The 17437-nt window shown below is 72.8% G+C and carries 14 protein-coding genes; 12 read left to right on the top strand and 2 right to left on the bottom strand.

Features of this window, described 5'->3' with window-relative positions; translation table 11 throughout:
* Window positions 1–2: 2 nt before the first annotated feature.
* The 5 genes from ACWD4P_RS11465 (at window position 3) to ACWD4P_RS11445 (ending at window position 6771) form a co-directional block, all read left to right on the top strand.
* On the top strand, window positions 3–500 hold the full coding sequence (locus ACWD4P_RS11465; protein WP_359824926.1) for a DUF1269 domain-containing protein: 498 nt from the start codon (window positions 3–5) through the stop codon (window positions 498–500).
* Between the two features lie 128 nt (window positions 501–628).
* On the top strand, window positions 629–1963 hold the full coding sequence (locus ACWD4P_RS11460; protein ID WP_449779440.1) for an FtsW/RodA/SpoVE family cell cycle protein: 1335 nt from the start codon (window positions 629–631) through the stop codon (window positions 1961–1963).
* On the top strand, window positions 1960–3468 hold the full coding sequence (locus ACWD4P_RS11455; protein WP_449779425.1) for a penicillin-binding transpeptidase domain-containing protein: 1509 nt from the start codon (window positions 1960–1962) through the stop codon (window positions 3466–3468). The genes ACWD4P_RS11460 and ACWD4P_RS11455 overlap by 4 nt, the downstream gene beginning before the upstream one ends.
* A gap of 193 nt (window positions 3469–3661) precedes the next feature.
* A complete protein-coding gene (locus tag ACWD4P_RS11450) occupies window positions 3662–5206 on the top strand; it encodes an amino acid permease (protein WP_449779424.1) in 1545 nt (514 codons plus the stop codon).
* A 128-nt stretch (window positions 5207–5334) separates the two neighbouring features.
* Entirely contained in the window at window positions 5335–6771 is a 1437-nt protein-coding gene (locus tag ACWD4P_RS11445; protein WP_449779423.1) for a glycosyltransferase 87 family protein, read from the top strand.
* Window positions 6772–6850: 79 nt separating this feature from the next.
* On the opposite strand, the gene ACWD4P_RS11440 is transcribed toward ACWD4P_RS11445, so the two are convergent.
* Complete coding sequence (locus ACWD4P_RS11440) at window positions 6851–8611, bottom strand: penicillin-binding transpeptidase domain-containing protein (RefSeq protein WP_359824931.1); 1761 nt, start codon at window positions 8609–8611, stop codon at window positions 6851–6853.
* Window positions 8612–8800: 189 nt separating this feature from the next.
* Window positions 8801–10582 carry a dolichyl-phosphate-mannose--protein mannosyltransferase gene (locus ACWD4P_RS11435; protein ID WP_359824933.1) on the bottom strand — a complete coding sequence of 594 codons (1782 nt, stop codon included), beginning with the start codon at window positions 10580–10582 and terminating at the stop codon, window positions 8801–8803.
* A gap of 106 nt (window positions 10583–10688) precedes the next feature.
* Between ACWD4P_RS11435 and rsmI the strand changes: the two genes are divergently transcribed.
* The 7 genes from rsmI (at window position 10689) to ACWD4P_RS11400 (ending at window position 17420) form a co-directional block, all read left to right on the top strand.
* Window positions 10689–11558 carry a 16S rRNA (cytidine(1402)-2'-O)-methyltransferase gene (gene rsmI / locus ACWD4P_RS11430; protein WP_359824935.1) on the top strand — a complete coding sequence of 290 codons (870 nt, stop codon included), beginning with the start codon at window positions 10689–10691 and terminating at the stop codon, window positions 11556–11558.
* Between the two features lie 235 nt (window positions 11559–11793).
* On the top strand, window positions 11794–12219 hold the full coding sequence (locus tag ACWD4P_RS11425; protein ID WP_359824938.1) for a hypothetical protein: 426 nt from the start codon (window positions 11794–11796) through the stop codon (window positions 12217–12219).
* A gap of 84 nt (window positions 12220–12303) precedes the next feature.
* Window positions 12304–13926, top strand: coding sequence for a methionine--tRNA ligase (metG, locus tag ACWD4P_RS11420; protein WP_359824940.1), 1623 nt, complete (start codon window positions 12304–12306; stop codon window positions 13924–13926).
* A 1-nt stretch (window position 13927) separates the two neighbouring features.
* On the top strand, window positions 13928–14806 hold the full coding sequence (locus tag ACWD4P_RS11415; protein WP_449779422.1) for a TatD family hydrolase: 879 nt from the start codon (window positions 13928–13930) through the stop codon (window positions 14804–14806).
* A 70-nt stretch (window positions 14807–14876) separates the two neighbouring features.
* Complete coding sequence (locus ACWD4P_RS11410; protein WP_449779421.1) at window positions 14877–15476, top strand: Uma2 family endonuclease; 600 nt, start codon at window positions 14877–14879, stop codon at window positions 15474–15476.
* Between the two features lie 28 nt (window positions 15477–15504).
* Window positions 15505–16428, top strand: coding sequence for a 16S rRNA (adenine(1518)-N(6)/adenine(1519)-N(6))-dimethyltransferase RsmA (rsmA, locus tag ACWD4P_RS11405; protein ID WP_449779420.1), 924 nt, complete (start codon window positions 15505–15507; stop codon window positions 16426–16428).
* Between the two features lie 59 nt (window positions 16429–16487).
* Complete coding sequence (locus ACWD4P_RS11400; protein ID WP_359831556.1) at window positions 16488–17420, top strand: 4-(cytidine 5'-diphospho)-2-C-methyl-D-erythritol kinase; 933 nt, start codon at window positions 16488–16490, stop codon at window positions 17418–17420.
* Window positions 17421–17437: the final 17 nt, after the last annotated feature.

Genomic DNA, 17437 nt, shown 5'->3' with positions numbered 1-17437 from the left:
CAGTGAGCAACCTGTTCGCGATCGCCTACCCGGACCTCGCCACCGCCCAGGCGGTGCGCAGCGAGGCGATCGGGCTCCAGAAGCAGAAGCTGATCGAACTGGAGGACGCGGTCGTCGTCGAGCGGCGCGCGGACGGCAGGATCAAGCTGCACCAGCAGGTCAGCACGACCGGGGCGGGTGCCGCGAGCGGCGCGCTCTGGGGCGGGGTCATCGGCCTGCTGTTCTTCATGCCCCTGGTGGGCGCGGCGGTCGGCGGCGCGACCGGGGCGGCGGTGGGCGCCTCCACCGACATCGGGGTGGACGACGACTTCATGCGCCAGGTCGGCGAGCACCTCCAGCCCGGCACCGCCGCCGTGTTCCTGCTGGTGCGCACGGCGACCGCGGACAAGGTCGTCCCGGCGCTGGCCCGGTTCGGCGGGCAGATCATCCAGACCTCGCTCTCGGACGCCGCCGAGGCCGAGCTGAAGGCGACCGTCGAGGCCTCCCGCGCCACCGTCTGACCCCGAGTCCGACCGCCGCTCCCACCGGGGTGGACCGGCCCCGCCGGTCCGCCCCGGCCGGCATCCCCCGGCCGGCGGCACCGGGTCCTCCCGCTACCCCAGGACGGTCCGTGGCGACACCCTCCGCCGTGCCGAGATCCGCCGCCGGGCCGCGCCGGCCGGTGCCGACCGGACGTGCCACCGAGCTCGCCCTGGTGGTCGGCGCCGTCCTGATCGCCGTGTTCGGCTACGTCGAGGTGGGCGTCAACCTGGACGGCCGCGTCCCGGCCGACGCGGCCGGGTACGGTGCCGCGCTCGGGGTGCTCGCCCTGGCGGCGCACGCCGTGGTCCGGTGGCGGGCCCGGTACGCGGACCCGCTGCTGCTGCCGATCGCGGTGCTGCTGAACGGGATCGGGCTGGTGGTGATCCACCGGCTCGACCGGGCCACCCGAGGGCCGGGCGCCGCCACCACCCAGCTGCTCTGGTCGGCCCTGGGAGTGGGGCTGTTCATCGCGGTGCTGCTGTTGCTGCGCGACCACCGGCGGCTCCGGCGCTACGCGTACATCGGGGCGCTGGCGGCGCTGGTGCTGCTGGTGCTGCCGATCTTCTTCCCGCCGGTGTACGGCTCCCGGATCTGGGTCGTGGTCGGGCCGCTCTCCTTCCAGCCCGGGGAGTTCGCCAAGATCCTGCTGGCGGTCTTCTTCGCGGCGTACCTGGCGGTGCACCGGGACGCGCTGGCGCTCACCGGCCGCCGGGTCTGGCGCTGGCAGCTGCCGCGCGGGCGGGTGCTCGGTCCGGTGCTGCTGATCTGGGCGGCGTTCGTCGGCGTCCTGGTGCTGGAGACCGACCTCGGCACCTCGCTGCTGTTCTTCGGCCTGTTCGTGGTGATGCTCTACGTGGCCACCGCGCGCACCGGCTGGATCGCGATCGGCCTGGGCCTGGCCGCCGTCGGGGCGGTGACGGTGGGCTGGCTCTCGCCGCACGTGCACAGCCGGGTCGCGGACTGGCTGGACCCGCTGGGTTCGATCGCGGCGGGCCGGGGCGCCAACCAGATCGCCCAGTCGCTGTTCGCCTTCGCCTGGGGCGGCGAGCTGGGCACCGGGCTCGGCAACGGCCACTCGGTGCTGATCGGCTTCGCGGCCAAGTCGGACTTCATCCTCGCCACGATCGGCGAGGAGCTCGGGCTGACCGGGCTGGTCGCGGTGTTCCTGCTGTACGCGGTGCTGGTCTCGCGGGGCTTCCGGACCGGCATCGCGCTGCGCGACCCGTTCGGGCGGCTGCTGGCGATCGGGCTGGCCGCGATCGTCGGCCTCCAGGTGTTCGTGGTGGCGGGCGGGGTGCTCGCACTGATCCCGCTGACCGGGATGACCATGCCGTTCATCGCCCAGGGAGGCTCCTCGGTGGTCACCAACTGGATCATCGTCGCGCTGCTCGGACGCATGAGCGACATCGCGCGCCGCCCGGCCCCCGAGGAGGTCCGATGAGACGCGCACGGGCCGGGGGGAACGGCCCGCAGGGGCTGCCGGGCATCTCGGTCACCGGGCGCCGGGCGGGCACCTTCTGCCTGCTGCTGGTCGTGGCACTGTGCGCGCAGGCCACCCGGGTGCAGGTGTTCCAGGCGAGGGACCTCGACCGCAACAGCGCCAACCAGCGGCTCACCGTCGAGCGCTACGCCCAGCCGCGCGGCGACATCCTGGTCGGCTCGGACCCGGTGACCGGCTCCGAGCCGACCGGCGGCCGGTACGCCTACAAGCGCAGCTACACCGACGGCCCGACCTACGCGGCGGTCACCGGCTTCGCCTCGCAGGCGTACGGCACCACCCAGCTGGAGGCGACCGAGGACGAGCTGCTGACCGGCACCGACGGCCGGCTGGCGGGCTGGTCGGTCTGGGACGCCGTCTCCCGCCGGCAGAACCCCGGCGGGGACGTCCACACCACGCTGAACCGGGCCGCCCAGCAGGCCGCGATGCGCGGGCTCGGCGACCAGAAGGGCGCGGTCGCCGCGATCGAGCCGGCCACCGGGCGGATCCTGGCGCTGGCCAGCACGCCCTCCTACGACCCGGGCGACTTCGCCGGGTACGGTGCCGGGGACCAGGCGGCCTGGAACCGGTTGCAGGCCGACCCCGACGAGCCGATGCTCAACCGGGCGCTGCGCCGGACCTACCCGCCGGGTTCGACCTTCAAGGTGGTCACCGCCGCGGCCGCGCTGGCGAGCGGGGTGGTCACCGATCCCGGCGCGCCGACCGGGGCGCCGTTCCCGTACGTGCTGCCCGGCACGACCACGCCGCTGGTCAACGACACCCCGGCCTGCGACCGGCCGGACCTGTCGCTGGCCGCCGCGATGACCGCCAGCTGCAACAGCGTGCTGGGCTACCTGGGGGTGCGGACCGGGCTGGACAGGATGGCCGCGACGGCCGCGGACTTCGGCTTCAACGACGCGGGGCTGGACGTCCCGGTGCGCGCGGCCCGGTCGAACTTCGACACCCGGATGGACGAGTCGCAGCTGGCGCTCTCCTCGATCGGGCAGTTCGACACGGCGGCCACCCCGCTGACGATGGCGATGGTCGCGGCGGGGGTCGCCAACGGCGGGACGGTGATGCGTCCGCAGCTCGTGGACAGGCTGACCAGGAGCGACGGCACCACGGTGCAGCTGATGAAGCCGTCCGTGTACCGGCGGGCGCTGACCCCGGCGGTGGCCGGGCAGGTGCGCGCCCTGATGACCGACGTGGTGGAGAACGGGACCGGCGGCAACGCCCGGATCCCCGGGGCGGTGGTCGGCGGCAAGACCGGGACGGCCCAGCACGGGGTGGACAACAGCGGCACGCCGTACGCCTGGTTCATCTCGTGGGCCGTGCCGGCCGGCTCGGACGCGGTGCCGCCGGTGGCGGTGGCCGTGGTGGTCGCGGACAGTGACGCCACGGACGTCACGGGTGGCGCGCTGGCGGCGCCGATCGCCCGGTCGGTGATGCGGGCCGTGCTCGACGGGTGATCTCCGCAGGGGTGCTGAGCTGCTGCTTTAATGGCCCGAACGTCGATGCGCCGTCTACGAAGTGTCCGGTTTGTGCATCGATATGCGCCGATTCGGACAATGCGCCGGTTGGGACTGTTCGTTTGCGACACTGGTGCTTTCGCGGGGTACTGTCCCATGTTTGTTCGGTTGGTCCCCGATGACACCCCCTGGCATGTCGGGTGACCACCTGCCAGGACACCCTCCCCCGCCCAGAAGGACCGCAGTTTTGGCCAGCAACACCCTTGGTGCGCGTCTGCTGCGACGCAAGCCCGTCTCGACACTGATCGCCGAGACCGAAGGCAAGGACTCCCTCCCGGCCGGCGCGCCCGAGGAGGGCGGGCGCTCCGGCATCCACCTGCGCCGCTCGATCGGCCTGTGGCAGCTGTCCTCGATCGGCATCGGCGCCACCATCGGCACCGGCATCTTCTTCGTGCTGAACACCGCGGTGCCCTCGGCCGGCCCGGCCGTCATCCTGTCCTTCGTGATCGCCGCGGTCACCGCCGGACTCACCGCGCTCTGCTACGCCGAGATGGCCTCCGCGATCCCAGTCTCCGGCTCCTCGTACTCCTACGCCTACGCCACCCTCGGCGAGGGCGTCGCCTTCGCCGTCGGCATCTGCCTGCTGATGGAGTACGGCGTGTCCGCCTCCGCGATCGCGGTGACCTGGGCCGAGTACCTGAACAAGTTCTTCGACCTGGCCTTCGGCTTCAAGATCCCCGAGGCGCTGTCCGGCGCGCCGGACAGCGACCACTGGTTCAACCTGCCGGCGCTGCTGCTGGTCGCGATGGTCTGCTTCCTGCTGATCCGCGGCGTGAGCGAGTCGGTCAAGGTCAACGCGGTGATGGTCGCGATCAAGATCGCGATCCTGCTGATGTTCATCTGCGTGGCGCTCACCGGCTTCCACTCCGGCAACCTGACCCCGTTCATGCCGCTCGGCTTCAGCGGCGTCCAGATCGCCGCGTCCAGCATCTTCTTCTCCTTCATCGGCCTGGACGCCGTGTCCACCGCCGGTGAGGAGGTCAAGAACCCGCGCCGCACCCTGCCGCTGGCGATCATCATCTCGCTGGTCGTGGTGACCCTGCTCTACATCCTGGTCGCCCTGGCCGGCATCGGCGCCCAGCCGTGGACCAAGTTCGACGGCCAGGAGGCCGGCCTCGCCCAGATCCTCCAGGACATCACCGGCCAGAGCTGGCCCGCGATCGTCTTCGCGATCGGCGCGATCGTCTCGATCTTCAGCATCACCCTCGTGGTGATCTACGGCCAGACCCGCATCCTGTACTCGATGGGCCGCGACGGCATGCTGCCCAAGCGCTTCGCCAAGCTCTCCCCGCGCAGCGGCACCCCGGTGTGGAACACCGCCGTGGTGGGCCTCGGCGTGGGCGCGCTGGCCGCGTTCATCCCGCTGCGGGTCCTGGCCGACATCACCAGCCTCGGGACGCTCATCGCCTTCTCGGTGGTCTCGATCGGCGTGATCGTGCTGCGCCGCACCCAGCCCGACCTGCCGCGCGGCTTCAAGGTGCCCGGCTACCCGGTCGTCCCGCTGATCAGCGTCGGCTTCTGCATCTACCTGATCACCGGCCTGCACGCCGACACCTTCCGGGCCGGCGCGATCGCCCTCGCCGTCGCCCTCGTCGTCTACTTCGGCTACAGCATCAGGCACTCCCGGCTGGAGCAGGACGAGCCGCAGCCGGTGTCCTCGGACAGCGCCGCCGGCTGACCCGGAGGCAAACCCCGCGTGAAGGGCCGCCGACCGCCGAGACGTCCGGCGGCCCTTTTCACGCCATAGCCCGTCCGGTGTCCGACGCCATGGCGACAGGGCCCGGCTCCCACCCATAACCTTCCATCATGGTGAGCACCCGCACGCCCGGCTACTCCCGCCCGCGCGGCCGCTTCACCGGCCGGGGCAGAACGCCGGCCCAGACCCCCGCGACCGAGGCGCCGTCCGGACCGGGACGGCCACCGCGCGGCTTCTCCGCCCGGCCCCTGCCCCGCCAGCGCGGCGAGAGCACCTTTCCGCCCACGCCCGGACGGCTGAACACCAGCAGGCTCGCCGCGCTCGCCTCGCTGCGGACCGTCCAACTGCTCGGCTGCCTGGTGGCGGCCGGCTGGGCCGCCGCCTTCCCGCTCGTCTCCGACCTGCCCAACCAGCGGATCTGGGGCACGATCGCGGCCCCCGCCTACCTCCTGGCAGGGCTGCTCTGCCTGGTCCTGCCGCGCCGCTTCGCGGCCCGGGCCGCCGCCTCGGTCGCCCTGGTCGGCGCCGTGGTCGTCCCGCTCGCACTGCTCGCCCTGACCGGCCGCCACCAGTCCGAGGTCATGGTGGTCGAACGCTCGGCCCACCTGCTGCTCACCACCGGCACCGCGTACCTGCCGCACCCGGTGGTGGTCACCGACTACAACCCGTACCTGCCGGCGATGTCCCTGTTCGGGATGCCGCGCCAGCTGCTCGGCGACTCCACCGCCTTCGCGAGGGTCGCCGGGGACGCCCGGATCTGGTTCGCGCTGACCTTCTTCGTCTGCCTGCTGGCCGCCTGGCGGCTGCTGCGGCCCGCCCGCCCCGGCGGCGGCGACCCGCGGGCGCCGCTGCTGCCACTGGCCGTCCTCACCGCCTCGCCGCTGATCGCGCTCGCCCTGGCGGTCGGCGGGGTGGACCTGCCGCTGATCGGGGTCTGCTGCCTGGCCATGGCGCTCGCCGAGCGGGACCGCACGGTCGGCGCCGGACTGGTGCTCGCCCTCGCCTGCACCCTGAAGTGGACGGCCTGGCCCGCGCTGCCGGTCGCCGTCCTGCTGCTCTGGCGGCTGTACGGCCGGCGGCCGGCCGCCCGCACCGCGCTCATCGGGGTCGGGGTCAGCGCGCTGGTGGTCCTGCCGTCCGTACTGACCCAGTCGGCCGCGCTGCGTGAACAGGTGGTGCGCTTCCCGCTCGGGATGACGGCGATCCGCACCCCGGCGGGCAGCCCGCTGCCCGGCAAGGTGCTGGCGGGCTTCGGCCCGACCGGGCACGCGATCTCGCTGGCGCTGATGACCGTGGCCCTGGTCGCGGTGGCGATCTGGCTGCTGGCCCGGCCGCCGGTCTCCGCGATCGCCGCGGCCGACCTGCTGGCCGCCGGGCTCGCGATCGCCTTCATGCTGGCCCCGGCCGGACGGTTCGGGTACCTGGCGCTGCCGGCGGTGCTGATGATCTGGCCCCGGCTGGCGGCCGGGCGCTGGAACAGCCGGCGCCCGGCCCAGCCCGGCCGGACGCGGGGGAGAGCGCGGCAGCCCGTCCTGCCGGGGGGCTGACGGGCCGAGGGGCCCTGGAGACGGCCGCAGCCCGCCCGGCCGGGGCCGAGCGGGCTGCGCAGGGATCGTCGGGCGGGCCTCAGCGGCCGCTGCCGTTGGCCTTCAGGATCGAGGCGACGGCCGGGCCGGCCGCGTCCACGCCGTGGCCGCCGCCCTGCACCTCGGCGGCCACCGCCAGGTTGCCGCGGAAGGCGGTGAACCAGCTGTTGGTGGTCGACGCGCCCTGGACCTCGGCGGAGCCGGTCTTGGCGCCCGCGTTGTCGGTGATCCCGGACATCACCTGGCTGGCCGTGCCGCCGACGGCGGTGGCGTTCATCATCGCGCGCAGCTTGGCGGCGACGTCCGGCGAGATCTGGCGGGCCGCCGCCTGCTGCGGCAGGCCGGGGACCAGGATGGGCTGCTTGAACGCGCCGCTCTGCACGGTCGCGGTGATCGAGGCGATGGCCAGCGGGTTCATCTGGACCTTGCCCTGGCCGATGTAGTTCATGGCCTGCTCGTCCTTGCTGCCCGGCGCCGCCGGCACCTTGCCGTCGGCGTTCGGCAGGCCGGTCTTCCACTCCAGGCCGATGCCGAACACGTCCTTGGCCGTGCCCGACAGGGTCTCCGGCTTGAGGCTGGTCAGGCCCTGGTTGATGAAGGCCGTGTTGCAGGACACCATGAAGTCCTGCTGGAGCGTGTTGGTCGGGAAGGACCCCGGGAAGTCGTTCGGGATCGCCACCGGGTTGCTGCTCTTGTCCGGGCAGGCCACCACGGTGTCCGGGTTGATCCCGGCCTCCAGCAGCGCCGCCGAGGTGACGATCTTCATCGTCGAGCCCGGCGCGAGCAGCCCGGCGAAGGCCCGGTTCTGGCCGTTGGCCGGCGAGTTGGCGAAGGCCAGCACGTTGCCGGTGCTCGGCTCGATCGCGACGATGGAGCCGGGCTTGCCGCCCAGGTCGGTCATCGCCTTCTCGGCGACGGCCTGGAGGTTGTTGTCGATGGTCAGCTTGAACGGCTTGCCGGGCTTCGGCTCGACGATGGTGAACAGCTTGTCCACCGGGCCCTTGCCGGCCGGGTCGGAGACCACCACCGCGCTGCCCGCGTCCTGGTCCTTGGTCGGGTCCGCCGGCAGCAGCTTGTTGGCGTTGTCCTGGAGGGTGGTCAGCAGCGACTGGGTGAGCGAGGCGCCCTGGACCTGCTTGCCGTTGCGGTCCACCACGGTGGACGGCGGGGCGAACACCGGCTGGACGGAGATGGTCTCGTTGCCGGACAGGTGCGGGTGGATCACCGACGGCGCCCAGTGCACGGCCGGGGTGTTGTCGCTCATCTTCACGACACCGAGGAAGCCCTGGTAGTCCCAGACCCGGTTGGTGCCCGCGAACTCGGCGCGCGCCTTGTAGGACATCAGCGTGCCGGTGGGCCCGGGCGTGGCGGTGGCGGACGGCGAGTCGGTGCCGCCCGCGCCCGGCGTGGCGGAGGCCCCGGCGGACGGCTTGGCGGCCGGGGCGGGGGTGCCGGTGGCGGCGGAGAAGACCTGCTGGGTGGTCGGGCCGAACGGGGTGAGGGTCAGCGCGCTCGGCTTGACCTGGTCGCGGAAGGCGGTCAGGGCGGCGGTCGCCGCGGCCGGGTCGTCGGTCAGCGAGGCCGCCTTGGCGATGTCACCGGCCTGCCAGGCCGCCAGGAAGTCCTTCGTACCGGCTGTGGCCTGCTCGGCCGACGGCGGCTCGGCGACCACGGTGCGCGGCTTCTTGCCACCGGAGCCGCCGTCCGACTCGCTCACCAGGCTGTACACGCCGTAGCCGCCGCCCGCGAGGACGGCGATGGACACGCCGGTGATGATGCCGATCTTCGCGCCACTGCGCATGGTGCAGGTCCCCCAGGGGTCTCGCGGCCGGGCGCAACCGGCCGGGGCCGGAAACGCGGTACCCCCCCACCCTAGGCAGCGCGGATCGGTGCGCCGGCGAATCGCCGGGCACTTGTGACGGATCTGGTACGTGTCGTGCACCGCGTACGGACGATTCGCGGGAACCCGGTGTGCGCCGGGCGCGGCGGGTCAGATCCAGGTGCTGAACCACATCCGGCGGCGCCAGTCCTCCAGCGGGATGGTCTGCCCGGTGAACAGCGGGAAGAAGAAGAGGAAGTTCCAGAGGATCAGCAGGACCAGCAGGCCGGCCGCCGTGGAACCGATGATCCGGCGGTCCCGGGAGGCGCCGGCGGGCCCGATCAGGGCGCCGATCATCATCGTCACGGCGAGCACCAGGAACGGGACGAAGGCCACCGCGTAGAACAGGAAGATCGTCCGCTCCTGGAAGGCGAACCAGGGCAGGTAGCCGGCGGCCAGGCCGCAGAGCAGCGCGCCGGCCCGCCAGTCCCGCCGGGCCGCCCAGCGCCACAGGCAGTAGGCCAGCGCCACGACGCCGGTCCACCACAGCAGCGGGGTGCCGATGCCCAGCACCTCGCGGGCGCAGTCGGCGGCGGTGCAGCCGGCCTGGCCGAACTTGGGGGACTCGTAGAAGAAGGACACCGGCCGGCCCAGCACCAGCCACGACCACGGGTTGGACTGGTAGGTGTGCGGGTCGCTCAGGCCGACGTGGAACTCGTAGACCGTCGAGTGGTAGTGCCACAGGGCACGCAGGGCCTCGGGTATCCACGGGAAGTCGGTGGAGCGGCCGACCGCCCAGTCCCGGCCCCAGCCGCCCTGGCCGGGGACGGTGCTGCTGGCGAACCAGCCCCACCAGGACGCGATGTAGACCGCCACCGATACCACGACCACCGAGACGAAGGCCGGCACCGCGTCCCGGGCGAGCACCGCCAGGAACGGGCGCGGGGCACCGGCCAGGCGGCGGGCACCGACGTCCCAGAGCACCGTGAGCAGGCCGAAGGCCGCCGCGACGTACAGGCCGCTCCACTTGGTGGCGCAGGTCAGGCCGACGCAGACGCCGGCCGCGATCCGGTACGGGCGCCAGCCCAGGTTCACCCGCTGGGCGAGGGCGGCGTTCTCCACCCCGCCCAGCCGCTCCGCCAGCAGCGCCCGGGTGCGGTCGCGGTCCAGCAACAGGAAGGCGAAGGCGGCGACGGTCCAGAACATCACCACCAGGTCGAGCAGCGCGGCCCGGCTGAGCACCAGGTGCAGGCCGTCCACCGAGAGCAGCAGGCCCGCCACACAGCCCAGCAGGGTGGAGCGGAACATCCGGCGGGCGATCCGGGCGATCATCAGCACCGACAGGGTGCCGAGCAGCGCCACCGCGAACCGCCAGCCGAAGGGGTTCATGCCGAACAGCTGCTCGCCCGCGCCGATGATCCACTTGCCGACCGGCGGGTGCACCACGTACGAGGGCGTCGCCCGGTACGGGACGGCCGCGCCCGGCGTCATGATCGTGGTGTTGGCGTCCTCCGGCCAGCTGATCTCGTAGCCGCCGTGCCAGAGCGCGTAGGCGTCCTTGGCGTAGTACGTCTCGTCGAAGATGATCGCGTGCGGCTGCCCGAGGTTCGTGAACCGGAGCAGGCCGGCGAACACCGCCACCGCGACGGGACCCAGCCAGCCGGCCCAGCGGCAGAGGAAGAACCACAGGCCCTGCGGCAGCGAGACGCCCATCCGCAGCAGCAGCGGCGACTGCGGGACGTCCCGGGGCGTCACCCGGGGGCCGTCCGGCATCGGCGGCACCAGGCGCTCGGTGAGCGTCGCCGCGGGGCGGGCCGTCCAACCGTGCCGGGCCAGGCGGTCGCGCCAGCCGGCGGGCCCGGCCTGCGCCGGCCGGGGGGACGGCAGGCCGACGCCGCCGTGCGCGGAGTGGTCCGTACCGGTGGGCGTCTGGGCCGCCGTGTCGCCGTTCATCCGCCACATCGTAGGGGCGCTCTTCGCACGCGTGTCCGCTCCCTCGGAAGCTGACCGAATCGTCACCAAAAGCCCCGCCGACCGAGGAGCTGCGAGGATGGGGACCGTGACAGGAGTACTCGTTCTCGCAGGCACCCCCATCGGCGACGTCTCGGACGCCCCGCCCCGACTGGTCGACGAACTGGCCACGGCGGACGTGATCGCCGCCGAGGACACCCGGCGGCTGCGCCGCCTCACCCAGGCACTCGGGGTGACCCCGGCGGGACGGGTCGTCTCCTACTTCGAGGGCAACGAGGTCGGCCGCACCCCCGAACTCGTCGAGGCGTTGCTCGGCGGCGCCCGGGTGCTGCTGGTCACCGACGCCGGCATGCCCTCGGTCTCCGACCCCGGCTACCGGCTGGTCGCCGCCGCCGTGGCCGCCGACGTCAAGGTCACCGCTGTGCCCGGGCCCTCGGCGGTGCTCACCGCGCTCGCCCTGTCCGGCCTGCCGGTGGACCGCTTCACCTTCGAGGGCTTCCTGCCGCGCAAGAGCGGCGACCGGGCCCGGCAGCTCGCCTCCATCGCCGCCGAGCCGCGCACCATGGTCTTCTTCGAGGCGCCGCACCGGATCGCCGAGGCGCTGACGGCGATGGCCGAGGCCTTCGGACCGGAGCGGCCCGCCGCCGTCTGCCGCGAACTCACCAAGACCTACGAGGAGGTCAAGCGCGGGCCGATCGGCGAGCTGGCCGCCTGGGCCGCCGACGGCGTCCGGGGCGAGATCACCGTCGTGGTCGCCGGCGCCCCGCCGGCCGCGCCCCAGGAGCTGACCCCGGCCGAGCTGGCCCGGCTGGTGGCCGTCCGGGAGGAGGCCGGGGAGCGCCGCAAGGAGGCCATCGCGGCCGTCGCGGTGGAGCTCTCGCTGCCCAAGCGGGAGGTCTTCGACGCCGTCGTGGCGGCGAAGAGGGAAGGCCTGGAAGGAGCTCCGGGAAAGAAGTGAACACGGGGGGTTGCGTTGCCCACGGGGAGCCGTACCGTGGAGTGAAGGCCCCGGTAAACACCCGCTGAGCTGAAGTTTCGGTCGCGGTTCAAGGCACCGGGGAGGCCCTTCGTATAGGGCTCCCCAATCCGCATCCAAGTCTTCACAAGTGGGGCGTCGGCCGAGGCGGTCCGGGCATTTCCTGGAAGGGAAAGACCCAGCCGGACGAGCGTCCGGCGGGCGCTGGGAGACGGCCATGAGCGATGTTGTCGGTAGCCCCCGCAGTGGCAGCGCACTGAGCACCGCCGGCCTGGCCGGCCGGCCGCACACTCCCGTCGAGACCGTACGGGAGGCCTACTCCTTCGCGTGCCTGCGCTGCGGGTACGGCTGGGAGCAGGCGTACGACATCGAGCACCACGTGGGCAAGGACGGCCACGTCGTGTTCGAGTACCACGCCAACGGCGTCCGGGTGCCGTCACCGCTGCTCAAGCCGACCTGCCCGGGATGCGGCGGCCACACCGTGCGGATCATGCGCGAGGGCCGGGTGGCCTCCGCCGACCAGCACTGGCAGCACGCCCCCGGCTACCCGGCGCACGCCGAGCCGGCCGGGACGCCCCCGGCGGCCGAGCCCGCCCGGCCGCGCGGACGCTGGGCCCGGTTCTGGTCGCGGCTGCTGGGCTGACGCCGGGGCGCACGGAGGGACCGCCCCCGGCCGGGAGAGAACTCGGTCGAGGGCGGTCCGCGCGCCCGACTAAGCTTTCGGACCATGGCGGCCACTGCAGACCACAGCACCACCGGGGCGAACGCCCCGGCGTACTACGTTTCCACCCCGATCTACTACGTCAACGATCGCCCGCACCTGGGCCACGCGTACACCACCGTGGCGGGCGACGTCCTCACCCGCTGGCACCGCCAGCGCGGCGAGAAGGTGTGGTACCTGACCGGCACCGACGAGCACGGTCAGAAGATCATGCGGACCGCCGAGGCGAACGGCGTCACCCCGCAGGAGTGGTGCGACAAGCTGGTCGAGGAGGCCTGGAAGCCGCTCTGGGAGCACCTGGAGATCGCCAACGACGACTTCATCCGCACCACCGAGGAGCGGCACACCGCCCGGGTGCAGGAGTTCGTCCAGGACCTGTTCGACAAGGGCGAGATCTACAAGGGCGGCTACTCCGGCCCGTACTGCGTCGGCTGCGAGGAGTTCAAGCTCCCGTCCGAGCTGCTCGACGGCGCGACCGAGGACGAGAAGCTCTGCTCCGTCCACAAGCGGCCCGTCGAGTGGCTGGAGGAGGAGAACTACTTCTTCCGCCTCTCCGCCTACGGCCCGCGGCTGCTGGAGTTCTACGCGGCGAACCCGGACTTCATCCAGCCCGCCTCGGCCCGCAACGAGGTGCTGCGCTTCGTCGAGCAGGACCTCAAGGACCTCTCGATCTCCCGCTCCACCTTCGACTGGGGCGTGCCACTGCCCTGGGACGAGAAGCACGTCCTCTACGTCTGGGTGGACGCGCTGCAGAACTACATCACCGCGGCCGGCTACGGCAGCGACCCGGAGCGCTTCGCCGAGCTGTGGCCCGCCTCCGTCCACCTCGTCGGCAAGGACATCCTGCGGTTCCACGCCGTCATCTGGCCCGCCATGCTGATGGCCGCCGGGCTGCCGCTGCCCAAGCGGGTCGTGGCCAACGGCTGGCTGATGGTCGGCGGCGAGAAGATGTCCAAGTCCAACCTGACCGGCATCGCGCCCACCGACCTGACCTCGCACTTCGGCGTGGACGCGTACCGCTACTACTTCCTGCGGGCGATCCCGTTCGGCACCGACGGCTCGTTCTCCTGGGAGGACTTCACCGCCCGGTACACCTCCGAGCTGGCCAACGACTTCGGCAACCTGGCCTCCCGGGTCGCCGCGATGGTCGGCAAGTACTTCGACGGGGTGCTGCCCGAGGCGACCGCCGCCGGCGACGCCGAGCAGGCCGTCGCGGACGGACTGACCAGGGCCGTCGAGACCGCCGACCGGAAGATCGGCGAGGAGCTGGACTTCGCCGGCGGCCTCGCGGCGATCTTCGAGTTCGTCAAGCAGGTCAACGGCTACCTCACCGAGCAGGAGCCCTGGAAGGTCGCCAAGGACGACTCCGCCGAGGGCCGCGCCCGACTGGCCACCATCCTCTACACCGCCGCCGAGGCCCTGCGCGCCACCGCGGTGCTGCTCAACCCGGTGATGCCGTCCACCGCCGAGAAGCTGTGGACCTCGCTGGGCGCCGAGGCCGCCGGGCTCGGCGCGCTCGCCGCGCAGACCGTCGCCACCACGGCCGACTGGGGCCGGCTGCCCGTCGGCGCCACCGTCACCAAGGGCGAGATCCTCTTCCCGCGCCTCGAAGAGAAGCCGGCCGCCTGACATGGCCGCCAAGGACGACGCCCGGTCGACCCCGCCGCCGCTGCCGGAACCCCTGGCCGTGGCGGTGGCCGACTCGCACACCCACCTCGACATGCAGTCCGGCACCCCGGCCGAAGGCCTCGCCAAGGCCGCCTCGGTCGGGGTGACCACGGTGGTCCAGGTGGGCTGCGACGTGCCCGGCTCGCGCTGGGCCGCCGAACTGGCGGCGCGGTACGAGCAGGTGCACGCGGCCGTCGCCCTGCACCCGAACGAGGCACCGAGGATCTTCCTCGGCGACGCGGACAGCTGGTCCGGGCAGCAGCGGCTCGCGGGCGGGCAGGCCGCGCTGGACGAGGCGCTCGCCGAGATCGACCGGCTCGCCGCCCTGCCGCACGTGCTGGCGGTCGGCGAGACCGGCCTGGACTACTTCCGCACCGGGCCGGAGGGCGTGGAGATCCAGAAGGAGTCCTTCCGCCGCCACATCGAGATGGCCAAGCGGCACGGCAAGGCCCTGGTCATCCACGACCGGGACGCCCACGAGGACGTCATCGCCGTCCTGCTGGAGGAGGGCGCCCCGGAGCGCACGGTCTTCCACTGCTACTCCGGCGACGCCGAGATGGCGAAGACCTGCGCCGAGCACGGCTGGTACCTCTCCTTCGCCGGGCCCGTCACCTTCAAGGCCAACCAGCCGTTGCGCGACGCCCTGCTCGCCACCCCGCTGGACCGGATCCTGGTCGAGACCGACGCCCCGTTCCTCACCCCGCACCCCTACCGCGGCCGCCCGAACGCCCCGTACCTGATCCCGGTCACGGTGCGCTCGATGGCCGCCACCCTGGGCCTGACCGAGGACGAGCTGTCCACCGCCATCGCGGCGAACACCGCCCGGGCCTTCGGGTACTGATCCGATCGAACGGATTCCGGGTTCGGGAGAAACGGTTCGGCACTCTCGCGGCGCTGCGATGCTGGCTAGCATGAGTGCAGTGAGGGAGGTGGCGATGACCGCCGAGCCGATCGACTGGAAGCTTCCGCCGTCCCAGGGCTGGACGTACGAGCAGGTCAAGAGCATGGACCTGCCGTTCGATTGGGAACTGGTGGACGGAGCCGTCGTGGTCCGAGGGATGGCGAAGTGGTGGCACGACCAGGTGCGCGATCAGCTACTGATCGCGCTGTCGGCGGCGCGGATCGCGCCCTACGTCGTGAACGTCGAGCGGTGCGTGCTCCTCGACGAGCACAACGCGACCAAACCTGACGTCGTCGTCATCGACAAGACCGGCCTGGACTTCTTCGAGCTGGAGTGCACGTCGCCAGAGTCGGTGGCTCTGGCTGTCGAGGTCGTCTCCCCCGGGTCCCTGGCGGCAGATCGTTTTCGCAAGCCCGGTCAGTACGCCGAGAAGGGAATCCCCTCCTACTGGCGGGTCGAGCGGGGCATCGACAACCTCCCCATCGTCCACGAGTTCCACCGGGACGAGGAGAAGGGCGTCTATCTGCCCGTCGCTCAGCACGAAGGGGTGCTCCGCACCTCGGTGCCGTTCCCCGTGGAGATCGACCTCGCCGGGGTCGTCGAACTCTGAGCACCTCCGGCGCCCGTATCCTTGGCGCGTGAGCACCACCGACCCCACCCCTGACAGCCACCTTCTGGGCGCCGCCGACATCCGGGAGCTGGCGGCCGCGTTCGGCGTGAAGCCGACCAAGCAGCGCGGACAGAACTTCGTCATCGACGGCAACACCGTGCGGCGGATCGTCCGGGCCGCCGAGGTGACGGAGCAGGACGCGGTGGTGGAGGTCGGGCCCGGGCTCGGCTCGCTCACGCTGGCGCTGCTGGAGGTCGCGCGGCACGTGACCGCGGTCGAGATCGACCCGGTGCTGGCGCGGCACCTGCCGAACACCGTCGCCGCCCGGATGCCCGGCAAGGCGGACGCCTTCGACCTGGTGTTCAGCGACGCCATGGAGGTCACCGAACTGCCCGGGCCGGCGCCCACCGCGCTGGTCGCCAACCTCCCGTACAACGTCGCGGTGCCCGTCCTGCTGCACATGCTGGCGACCTTCCCCAGCATCGAGCGGACCCTGGTGATGGTGCAGAGCGAGGTCGCCGACCGGCTCGCCGCCAAGCCGGGCAACAAGGTGTACGGCGTCCCGTCGGTCAAGGCCAACTGGTACGCCGACGTGAAGCGGGCCGGCGCCATCGGGCGGAACGTGTTCTGGCCCGCCCCCAACGTCGACTCCGGGCTGGTCTCGCTGATCCGCCGCGAGCCGCCCAGGACCACCGCCAGCCGCGCCGAGGTGTTCGCGGTGGTCGACGCCGCGTTCGCCCAGCGGCGCAAGACCCTGCGCGCCGCGCTGGCCGGCTGGGCGGGCTCCGCCGCCGGGGCCGAGCAGGCGCTCGCGGCCGCCGGGATCGACCACAAGCTGCGCGGCGAGATGCTGACCGTGGAGCAGTTCGCCGCGATCGCCGAGCACAAGCCCGCTGTCGGCGAGCCCGCTGCCGACAAGCCCGCTGGCGAGCAGACGCCCGCCGCCGAGTAGAAGCCTGTCGGCGAGCAGAAGCCCGCCGCCGCCGAGTAGAAGCCTGCCAAGGACACTTTGTGATCACCGTACGGGTACCGGCCAAGGTCAACGTCCAGCTGGGGGTCGGCGGGCTGCGCGCCGACGGCTTCCACGACCTGTCCAACGTCTTCTTCGCCGTCGCACTCGGCGACGAGGTCACCGCCTCCGCCGGGCAGGGCGTGACGCTGAGCTGCTCCGGCCCGGACGCGGCCGTCGTCCCGCTGGACGAGAGCAACCTCGCCGCCCGCGCCGCCCGACTGCTCGCCGCCCACCACGGCATCGCCGACCCGGGCGTCCACCTGCACATCGCCAAGGCCATCCCGGTGGCCGGCGGCATGGCCGGCGGCAGCGCCGACGGCGCGGCGGCGCTGGTCGCCTGCGACGCGCTCTGGCAGCTGGACACCCCGCTCCCGGTGCTGCTGGAACTCGCCGCCGAACTCGGCTCCGACGTGCCGTTCGCCCTGCTCGGCGGCGTCGCACTCGGCCGCGGCCGGGGCGAGATCCTGGAACCGCTGGCCGCCGAGGGCACCTTCCACTGGGTCTTCGCGGTCGCCGAGGGCGGACTGTCCACCCCCGCGGTGTTCCGCGAGTGCGACCGGCTCCGCGAGGAAGCCGGAACCGGCTCCAGTGACACCGACGTCCCCACCCCGGACGCCGACCCGGCACTGCTCGCCGCCCTCGCCGAAGGCGACGCCGTCGCACTGGCCGCCGCACTCGCCAACGACCTCCAGCCCGCCGCGCTCTCCCTGCGCCCCGCGCTCGCCGCCACCCTGCGGGCCGGCACCGAGGCGGGCGCGCTCGGAGCCCTCGTCTCCGGCTCCGGTCCCACCTGCGCCTTCCTGGTCAAGGACGCCGAGGCCGCCGCCGCGGTGGCCGGGGCCCTGCGGGCCTCCGGCACCTGCCGGACCGCCCACGCCACCCACGGGCCGGTGCCGGGGGCGTCCGTGACGGAGGCGTCCACCGAGGGCTGACGCGGTGAACGGGCCCT

The organism is Kitasatospora sp. NPDC002543 (assembly GCF_053594915.1).
Note: the sequence above shows the minus strand (reverse complement) of the source record. Positions and strands in the feature narration are given on the sequence as shown.

What these genes read in the sequence shown, in the direction of transcription:
- ACWD4P_RS11455 (WP_449779425.1), top strand. Translation starts at nt 1,960, where the DNA reads ATGAGACGCGCACGGGCCGGGGGGAACGGCCCGCAGGGGCTGCCGGGC.
- ACWD4P_RS11435 (WP_359824933.1), bottom strand. Translation starts at nt 10,582, where the DNA reads ATGAACGGCGACACGGCGGCCCAGACGCCCACCGGTACGGACCACTCC.
- ACWD4P_RS11450 (WP_449779424.1), top strand. Translation starts at nt 3,662, where the DNA reads ATGTCGGGTGACCACCTGCCAGGACACCCTCCCCCGCCCAGAAGGACC.
- ACWD4P_RS11440 (WP_359824931.1), bottom strand. Translation starts at nt 8,611, where the DNA reads ATGCGCAGTGGCGCGAAGATCGGCATCATCACCGGCGTGTCCATCGCC.
- metG (WP_359824940.1), top strand. Translation starts at nt 12,304, where the DNA reads ATGGCGGCCACTGCAGACCACAGCACCACCGGGGCGAACGCCCCGGCG.
- ACWD4P_RS11445 (WP_449779423.1), top strand. Translation starts at nt 5,335, where the DNA reads ATGGTGAGCACCCGCACGCCCGGCTACTCCCGCCCGCGCGGCCGCTTC.
- ACWD4P_RS11415 (WP_449779422.1), top strand. Translation starts at nt 13,928, where the DNA reads ATGGCCGCCAAGGACGACGCCCGGTCGACCCCGCCGCCGCTGCCGGAA.
- ACWD4P_RS11410 (WP_449779421.1), top strand. Translation starts at nt 14,877, where the DNA reads ATGAGTGCAGTGAGGGAGGTGGCGATGACCGCCGAGCCGATCGACTGG.
- ACWD4P_RS11425 (WP_359824938.1), top strand. Translation starts at nt 11,794, where the DNA reads ATGAGCGATGTTGTCGGTAGCCCCCGCAGTGGCAGCGCACTGAGCACC.